Origin of the sequence: Actinomadura sp. KC345 (genome assembly GCF_004348515.1) — a bacterium.
GTDB lineage: Bacteria > Actinomycetota > Actinomycetes > Streptosporangiales > Streptosporangiaceae > Spirillospora.
The window spans coordinates 22,627-31,011 of record NZ_SMKH01000063.1; the positions used below are offsets into that span (position 1 = coordinate 22,627).

7 protein-coding genes are annotated in these 8,385 nt (G+C 72.5%); 4 read left to right on the top strand and 3 right to left on the bottom strand.

What is annotated here, in order from left to right; translation table 11 throughout:
* Window positions 1-59 precede the first annotated feature (59 nt).
* The 3 genes from E1281_RS13435 to E1281_RS13445 are packed head-to-tail and all read right to left on the bottom strand — an operon-like array spanning window position 60 to window position 3,534.
* Complete coding sequence (locus tag E1281_RS13435; protein ID WP_131877924.1) at window positions 60-797, bottom strand: ABC transporter ATP-binding protein; 738 nt, start codon at window positions 795-797, stop codon at window positions 60-62.
* Entirely contained in the window at window positions 794-2,665 is a 1,872-nt protein-coding gene (locus tag E1281_RS13440; protein WP_131877926.1) for a branched-chain amino acid ABC transporter ATP-binding protein/permease, read from the bottom strand. Before E1281_RS13440 ends, E1281_RS13435 begins: the two co-directional genes overlap by 4 nt.
* A 2-nt stretch (window positions 2,666-2,667) precedes the next feature.
* Window positions 2,668-3,534: a branched-chain amino acid ABC transporter permease gene (locus E1281_RS13445; protein WP_165958910.1), complete on the bottom strand. Its 867-nt coding sequence runs from the start codon at window positions 3,532-3,534 to the stop codon at window positions 2,668-2,670.
* A 295-nt stretch (window positions 3,535-3,829) separates the two neighbouring features.
* Between E1281_RS13445 and E1281_RS13450 the strand changes: the two genes are divergently transcribed.
* The 4 genes from E1281_RS13450 to E1281_RS13465 all read left to right on the top strand — a co-directional run.
* The gene (locus tag E1281_RS13450; protein ID WP_165958911.1) at window positions 3,830-5,023 is read left to right on the top strand and encodes an ABC transporter substrate-binding protein; all 1,194 of its coding nucleotides are present in this window, start codon (window positions 3,830-3,832) and stop codon (window positions 5,021-5,023) included.
* 197 nt (window positions 5,024-5,220) lie between these two features.
* A complete protein-coding gene (locus E1281_RS13455; RefSeq protein ID WP_131877932.1) occupies window positions 5,221-6,246 on the top strand; it encodes a hypothetical protein in 1,026 nt (341 codons plus the stop codon).
* Complete coding sequence (locus tag E1281_RS13460; RefSeq protein WP_131877934.1) at window positions 6,243-7,298, top strand: phosphotransferase family protein; 1,056 nt, start codon at window positions 6,243-6,245, stop codon at window positions 7,296-7,298. The genes E1281_RS13455 and E1281_RS13460 overlap by 4 nt, the downstream gene beginning before the upstream one ends.
* Before the next feature lie 67 nt (window positions 7,299-7,365).
* Window positions 7,366-8,385: CaiB/BaiF CoA-transferase family protein (locus E1281_RS13465; RefSeq protein WP_243716926.1), on the top strand; the 1,020-nt coding region annotated here is incomplete at its 3' end.

Below are 8,385 nucleotides of genomic sequence, written 5' to 3' on the forward strand. Positions count from 1 at the left end.
GCTCCTTCGTCGATCGAATGTAGGATCTATATCATATAGATGTTTTAGCGCCCCGGGTGTCAGCCGGACGAGTAGATGCTCTCGGCCACGTCCTCGACCGACAGGTTCGCCGCCGCGCCGCGCAGGGTGACGCGCCCGCGCTCCAGCACGACGACCTCGTCGGCGATCCCGCCCAGGACCTGTTCGACGAGCTGTTCGACGAGCAGGATGGCGAGGCCGTCGTCCCGCAGCCGCTCCAGGCACTCGAACACCAGGTCGACGAACACCGGGGCCAGTCCCGACGACGGCTCGTCGACCAGCAGGACGCCGGGCTTCGCGGCCAGGGCGGTGGCGATCGCGAGCATCTGCTGCTGGCCGCCCGAGAGGTCGGCCGCACGCTGCGCGCGCCGCTCGCCGAGGATCGGGAACCGCTCGTAGAGGGCGTCCAGCTCGGTTCCCAGGGCGGCGCGGCGGACGCCGCCGCCGCGCAGGCCGAGCACCAGGTTCTCCCGCACGCTGAGGTCGCGGAAGACCCGCTTGCCCTCCTGGACCGCGGACATCCCCCGTGCGACCCGCCGCCACGGGGGCAGGGAGCCGATGTCCTCGCCGTCGAGCGTCACGGTCCCCGACCGGACGGGCAGCAGCCCGCTGATCCCCGACAGCAGCGTGGTCTTGCCCGCGCCGTTGCGCCCGACGAGGGCCGTCACGCCGCCGGGGCGGAGCGTCAGCGACGCGTCCCAGACGGCGACCAGGTCACCGTGGGCGACCGACAGGCCCGAGACCTCGAGCGTCGGTCCGTTCTCGACCGGGCGGCTCATGACCCGACCTCCGTTCCGCTGGACGCCGTCCCGCCGGCGGGCGCGGACGACGCCCCCGCCGTCCCGGGCGGCCCGTGATCCTCGCCCCGGCGGCCGAGGTAGCTGTCGATGACCCGCCGGTCGCGGCGGACCGCCTCCGGCGTCCCGGAGGCGATGACCTCGCCCAGCTCCATGGCGAAGACGTGATCGGCGATGTCCATGACGAACGGCACGTTGTGCTCGACCAGGACCACCGTCCCGCCCGCGTCCCGGGTGCGCCGCATCAGCGTCGCGAGCTCGTTCAGGCCGTCGTCGTCGAGTCCCGCCGCGGGCTCGTCGAGCAGCAGGACGTGCGGTTCCCCGGCCACCGCCCGGACGACCTCAAGGAGCCTGCGGGTGCCCAGCGGCAGGGAGTTGGCGGCCTCGTGGGCACGCCGCTCCAGCCCGGCGAACGCCAGCGCGGCCAGGGCCGCCTCCCGGTCGTGCCGCCGCACCCGGTAGAAGAGCGGCAGCCGCAGGACGGCGCCGACCACGCCGAGCCCGCCGTGCCGGAGCCGCCCCGTCTCGACGACCTCCAGCACCGACATGCCGGAGGGGATCAGCGGTGTCTGGAACGTGCGCCCGACGCCCACCCGCGCGACCTTGCCGGCCCGCAGCCCGGTGAGTTCCCGGCCGGCGAGGCCGATGCTCCCGGTGTCCGGGCGCAGCACCCCGGACACCGCGTTCAGCAGCGTCGTCTTGCCCGCGCCGTTGGCGCCGATGACGGCGGTGATCGTCCCGGGCTCGACGGTGAGGTCGACCCCGTTCAGCGCCTTGAGGCCGGCGAACGCCTTGGTGACGCCGGTGATCCGGAGCTGCTCGCCCGGGATGGTGAGCTCGCCCTTCCCCGTCCCGGCCCCGGGCGCGTCCACGGTCGGGCGCCGCTTGAACCGGCGCACCTCGAACCGGCGGAGCAGCCGCCGGCCGATGCCCGCCAGCCCCGCCGAGAAAACGACGCCGACGACGACCAGGAATCCGCCGTACACCGCGGTCGAGTACTGCTCGAAGGACGCCGCCTGCAGCGGTCCCAGCACCAGGACGGCGGCCCCGACGGGTGCCCCCCACACGCTGTCCGCGCCGCCCAGCACGGTGGCGGCCAGCAACGCGATGGTCAGCGTCATCGTGAAGGCCTCCGGGCTGATGAAGCCCGTCATGTAGGTGTAGAGGACGCCGGCGATCCCCGCGGGCAGGGCGCCGAGCACGTACGCCTGGAGGCGCAGCCGGTAGACCGAGCCGCCCATGGTCTCGGCCAGGGTGGGGCTGGACGCGAGGACGCGGAGCATGGTGCCGAACCGCGACACGACCATGTTCCGGAAGACCAGCATCCAGACGAACGTGACGGCGATCGCGAGCCGGAAGAAGTCCGCGCCGAGGAGCTGGTGACCGAAGAGCGTGGGGCCGATCACTCCGGGAAGCCCGGCGCTGCCGCCGGTCTGCTCCTCGAAGATCGACACCAGGCTGGGGATCAGCAGGATGAAGAAGAAGGAGACGAGGGCCAGCGACCAGTGGCTCAGCCGCAGTCCCGGGACGCCCGAGATCAGGCCCGCGACGGCGGCGACCGCGGCCGCGGCGAGGAAGGCGAGCAAAATGTCGGTGTGGCCGTGGTCGTAGAGCACCGCGGCGACGTACGCGCCGGACGCGAACACGGCGACCTGCCCCAGGGCGAGCTCGCCCGCGTACCCGAAGCTGAGGTTGAGCCCGCTGCAGATCAGGGTGTAGACCGCGATCAGCATGACCTGGCGCTGCCAGTAGAAGTCGAGTCCCATCGCCGGGAGCATGAGGACGACGGCGAAGCCGATGACCGCGAGAAGGGGCGTCCCGGTCAGCAGTGGACGAAGCCTGTCCGCCATGGTCACACCGCCCTCAGGCCGCGCCGGCCGAACAGGCCCGTGGGCCGCGCGACGAGCACCGCGAGTAGAAGCACGAACAGGAGCAGCGGCGGGTACTCGACGCCGAGGTAGCGGCTGCTGTAGCTCTGCACCAGCCCGATGACGAGGCCGCCGACGATCGATCCGGGGAAGCTGCCGAAGCCGCCGACGGCGAGCGCCACGAACCCGAACACCGTGAGGGTGATCGCGATGCCCACGCTCGCGCCCGTCTTCGGTGTGACGAGCGGACCGAGCAGCCCCGCGAGCGCCCCGGCGAGGGCGAAGGCCCCGGTGCGCAGCGCGGCGACGTTGACGCCGCGCAGCTTGGCGGCGTCGGGATCGGTGGTCGCGCCGCGTGCGGCCAGCCCCCAGAGGCTGCGGCGGGAGAACAGGTGCAGCCCGACTCCGGCCGCCACCGCTACGGCGATCAGCCAGAGGTCCACCCGCGCGACCCGGCCGCCGAGCAGGGTCAGCGCCTCCTGACCTCCGAAGAACGGGATCGACTTGGGCTCCTCGCCCCAGGTGGCCATCAGGATCCCCTCGATCACCACGAACGCGCCGACCGTCGTGACGAGCAGTGCGTGACCGTTCTCCCGCCGGAGCACCGGGCGCACCGCGACCAGCTCCTCGATCCCCGCCAGGAGGGCGCCGCCCGCCGCCCCGAGGAGCGCCGCGGTCCACCACGGCCAGCCCTGGTCGGCGATGACGAACCAGGAGAAGAACGCGCTGAGGACCACGAAGGCGCCGTGGGCGAGGTTGAAGACGCCCCCGAACGTCATCGTGATGTTGTAACCGATGGCGATGAGCGCGTAGACCGCGCCCAACGACAACCCCGCCCACACGATCGTCATGAGAGCCCCTGCCGTACGACGGTTCCGCGGTCGCCGGACCGCGCTGGTGGCGGCACCATATGTCGCACACGACATCTAAATCAACTAAATCATTAGCGGAACTCCCCTAACACCGAAGGGCTCGACCTCGCCGGGGGCAGGCGCCGGCCGGAAACCTCCGATCCCTGCAGAGACACCGTCCGCACCTGGTCACCGGACCGCAGCCCTTGACTCGGCTTCCGCGGTGTGGCTACGGTCACATATCCGAATCATATAGAGGTATATGATCATTTGTATGAATCAGGAGGGGTGGCCCATGAGGTCGAACTGGATTCGGCTGGCGGCGGCGGCCGCCGTCGCGACGCTCGCCGCCTCCGGGTGCGGGGGCTCCGGTGAGGGCGGAACGTCATCGGGGTCCGGGGGCCCGATGAAGATCGAGGTCTTCCAGGCGCTGAGCGGCCCGGTGGCGCCCGTGGGCCAGGCCATGTCCGTCGGCAACAAGGCGGCCGCGGCGGTCGTCAACGCCAACGGCGGCGTGCTCGGCAAGGACATCGAGGTCGACATCACCGACGACGCCGGCAGCCCGGACCAGCTGGCCGCGAAGATCCAGGAGCTGCTGAGCGCCGGGAAGCCCCACGCGGTCCTTCCCGGCAGCGCCGCCGAGATCCCCGCGGGCATCCCGATCCTCTCCAACGCCGGCGTGTTCGTGTCCCAGCACTTCACGGCGAACACCTTCAACGATCCGAAGAAGTACCCGCTCGTGTTCGGCAATGCGCACACGATTCCCGACTACACCGAGAGCCTCGTGCAGAAGCTCAAGGAGAAGGGCCACACCAGCGTCGGCGTGGTCGACTCCGACGACTCCTCGGGCCAGGCGTTCGAGGAGGTGGCGAAGCCGGCGTTCAAGGAGGCCGGCATCGAGGCCACCTTCGTGGGCGTCCCGCCGAGCGCGGTGGACGCGACGGCGCAGCTGCAGCAGGCCCTGGCCGGGAACCCCGACGCGCTGATCTTCGCCGGCTACTTCCCGGGCGCCACCGCGGTGGTCTCGGCGCGGACCAAGCTCGGCGTCGACATCCCGACGTACTCGGCCCAGACCTTCTCGGCCAACAACCTGGCCGACATCGCCGATCCGTCGGCGTTCGAGGGCATCGAGTTCCAGCAGCTCGCCGCGAACGTGAAGGGCACGCCGCAGACGGAGTCGAAGGCGTTCAAGACCTTCTACGACGCCGTGCTCAAGGAGGCGGGCGGCAAGCTGCCCTTCCCGATCAACACCTACCTCGTGGCGTACGACGACGTGATGCTCGCCGCGTACGCCGCCGACCTCGCGGGGGGCTTCGACCCCGAGAAGATGGCCGAGGCGGTGGAGAGCGCCGAGCCCGAGGACATGCCGAACTACGTCATGCCCGTCGGCTTCTCCAGCGAGAACCACTTCCCCGACGTGACGCCGAAGGACTTCGTCTTCGTGCCGTACAGCCCGGTCAAGGACGGCATGGTCGTCCCGCCCGGCTGAGCCCGCGGCTGTCCGGCGAGCGGGGCGTCCCTTCCGGGGTGCCCCGCTCGCCGTACCCCGGGGCGGTGAGGGCGTCCGGTCCGCCGACGACCACGGCGGCGAACCGAGCAGGAGCGTCCCCGGTCCCGCGCGCTCCTTGACCCGGGCAGGGCCCGCTTCTAGGTTGTCAACCAGTCAGTTGGTTTAGGAGGCACGCCGTGTCGATGTTCGTCGAGCAGATCGAACCGCACCACGAGTACCGGCACCGCGCCGACGGCGATCCGGCGTACAACGAGAGCACCTACTACAACTTCGCCTGCCCGGAGAGCGGTGTGGCGGGCTGGCTTCGCGTCGCCGTCCAGGAGAACCGGCCGGCGGCCCAGGCGGGGGTGATGCTGTTCCTGCCCGGCGAGGCGCTCTTCGACTACCGGCGCCTGTCCGCGGCCCCCGGCGGCCTCACCGCCGGCGACCTCACCGTCGAGATCGTCGAGCCGCTCCGGCGGCAGCGGCTGGCCTTCGACGGACGGCTCGCGTCGTTCGCCGACCCGCGCGTGCTCACCACGCCGTCGTCGGCCTTCCGCGAGGCGCCGCGCCGCGCCGTGCGGATCGACCTCGACGTCCGCGGCCAGGGACCGCCGTTCGGCACGAACGGGGACGACCCGGCCAACTACGTCGAGGAGTCGATGGCGCTCGGGCACTTCGAGCAGTTCATCGCGATGCGGGGGACCATCACCGTGGACGGCCGCGGCATCGAGGTCGACGGGCGCGGACTGCGCGACCACTCGTGGGGGCCGCGCGACTGGGCCGGACCGCGCCGGTACCGCTGGGCGATCGCGAACCTGGACGACGGAACGCAGGTCATGGCACTCGTCGTGGCGCACCGCACCGGTGGGACGACCAGGCAGGCCGCCCTCGTGAAGGACGGCGCGCTCACCGAGATCGGCCTCGACGACATGCGCGTCCGCTGGACCGGCGACGGCTTCGGCGAGGAGGTCGTGATCGCGCTCTCGACACCGGACGGCCCGGTGACCCTGACGGCGACGGCCACGACCCCCCACCGGTTCTTCCCTCTGCGCCACCACCGCCGGGACGACGACGGATCGGCACTGGACACGCGGATCGGCTACTCGGCGTACGAGTTCAGGACCGGCGACGGGCGGACCGGCCTCGGCCTCGTCGAGATCCTCGACCAGTTGGCCGACGGGCTCCCGCTCGGCATGCGGCAGGCCGGCGGGACACCATGAGCGGGACCGCTCCCCCGCTGGTCGAGCACGTCCCCCGGGACGTCGCGGACTGGCTCCGCGCCGGCCTGCCCGAGGCGGAACCCCCGTTCTCCTTCGACAGGATCGCCGGCGGTTACAGCATGCTCACCTACCGCGTGACCGACCGGGCCGGTCACGCGTGGGCACTCCGCCACGCCCCGGCCGGCCACTCCGGCGGCCGCGCCCACGACGCCGGACGCGAGGCCCGCGCCATGGCGGCTCTCCGGGACACCGCCGTGCCCGTCCCCCGCGTCCGGTTGACCGGCGGCGCGGCGGACCCGCTCGGTGCGCCCTGCCACGTCACCGACTTCGTCGAAGGCGTCGTGCTCGGCAGCGCCGAGCAGGCGCGGCGGGTGCTCGCCCCCGCCGGCCTGCGGCGCGCCTCCGTCGAGATCGTCTCGGTGCTCGCCGAGCTCCACGCGGTGGAACCGGACGCGGTCGGGCTCGGGGACCTCGGCCCGCGCGCCGACTACAACGGCCGGCAGCTGCGCCGCTTCCGCGCCGTCCTCGCCGATCTGGAGGCGCTGGAGTCCCCGCTCGACGGCGGCCGCACCGCACGCCTCGGCCGGTTGGGAGCCGAGCTCGCGGACCGGCTGCCCCGGGACGCCGCCGGCCGGATCGTCCACGGCGACTACCGGCTGGGCAATGCGATCACCGGCGCGGACGGCTCCGTCCGCGCCGTCCTGGACTGGGAGCTGGTCACGCTCGGTGAGCCGCTGGCGGACCTCGGGATGCTCCTGAACTACTGGAACCCGCCGCCCGGCGCGATGCTCGGCGTGACGGCGCCGACCGCGGCGCCCGGTTCCATCACCGAGGACGAGGCGATCGCGGTCTACGCCCGGACGTCCCGGGCCGGACTCGGCCCCCTGAACCTCTACCGCTCGCTGGCCGCCTGGCGGCTGGCGTGCCTGTGCCTGCGCACGGCGATGCGGTTCGACTCCGGGGCGATGGACGACGGTGAGGATCCGCGCCGGTTCGCCTCGACCACCGACCACTGGACCGACCTGGCGCGAGCGCACCTCGACCAGGACTGACCGCTCCGCCCTCCGGTCCATGCCGGGGACGCTTCCCGCCGACCCACCCGAGAGCAAGGAGAACAGCGTGCACCGAGAAGGACCCCTCAGCGGACTCAAGGTCGTGGAGCTCGCCGGCATCGGTCCCGGGCCGCACGCCGCGATGATCCTGGCCGACCTGGGCGCCGACGTCGTCCGGGTGGACCGGCCGTCGGGCGGCCTCCAGGTCGGAGCCGAGGACCGGGACCCGACGCTGCGCGGCCGCCGCCGCGTCGCGGCCGACCTCAAGGACCCCGATGACCGGGAGGACGTGCTGAGGCTGGTCGAATGGGCCGACGTCCTGATCGAGGGCTACCGCCCCGGGGTGACCGAACGCCTCGGGGTCGGCCCGGAGCACTGCCACGCCCGCAACCCCCGCCTGGTGTACGCGCGGATGACGGGGTGGGGCCAGGACGGTCCGCTGGCCCAGCGCGCCGGCCACGACATCAACTACATCTCGCTGACCGGTGTGCTGCACGCGATCGGGCGCGCGGGAGAGCGGCCCGTGCCCCCGCTCAACCTCGTCGGGGACTTCGGCGGCGGATCCATGCTCCTGGTGGTCGGCGTCCTGGCCGGAGTGTGGGAGGCCCAGCGGTCCGGGCGGGGGCAGGTCGTCGACGCGGCGATGACGGACGGGGCCGCGCTGCTCTCGCAGATGGTCTGGAACCTGCTCGCCCAGGACGCCTGGGCCGACGAGCGCGAGGTCAACCTGCTCGACGGGGCCGCCCCGTTCTACGACACCTACACGTGCGCGGACGGGCGCCATGTCGCGGTCGGTGCGATCGAGCCGCAGTTCTACGCCGCGCTCCTGGAGGGACTCGGCCTCGCGGACACGGAGCTGCCGGCGCAGGACGACCGGGAGCGCTGGCCGGAGCTCAAGGCCGTCCTCGCCTCGGTGTTCGCGACCCGGACGCGGGACGACTGGGCGAAGACCTTCGCCGACACCGACGCGTGCGTGACGCCCGTCCTCTCCTTCTCCGAGGTGCCCGGCCATCCGCACATCGCGGCGCGGGCCACGACCGTCACCCGCGACGGGCTCACCCAGGCCGCTCCCGCCCCCCGCTTCTCC

What these genes read in the sequence shown, in the direction of transcription:
- E1281_RS13435 (WP_131877924.1), bottom strand. Translation starts at nt 797, where the DNA reads ATGAGCCGCCCGGTCGAGAACGGACCGACGCTCGAGGTCTCGGGCCTG.
- E1281_RS13440 (WP_131877926.1), bottom strand. Translation starts at nt 2,665, where the DNA reads ATGGCGGACAGGCTTCGTCCACTGCTGACCGGGACGCCCCTTCTCGCG.
- E1281_RS13445 (WP_165958910.1), bottom strand. Translation starts at nt 3,534, where the DNA reads ATGACGATCGTGTGGGCGGGGTTGTCGTTGGGCGCGGTCTACGCGCTC.
- E1281_RS13450 (WP_165958911.1), top strand. Translation starts at nt 3,830, where the DNA reads ATGAGGTCGAACTGGATTCGGCTGGCGGCGGCGGCCGCCGTCGCGACG.
- E1281_RS13460 (WP_131877934.1), top strand. Translation starts at nt 6,243, where the DNA reads ATGAGCGGGACCGCTCCCCCGCTGGTCGAGCACGTCCCCCGGGACGTC.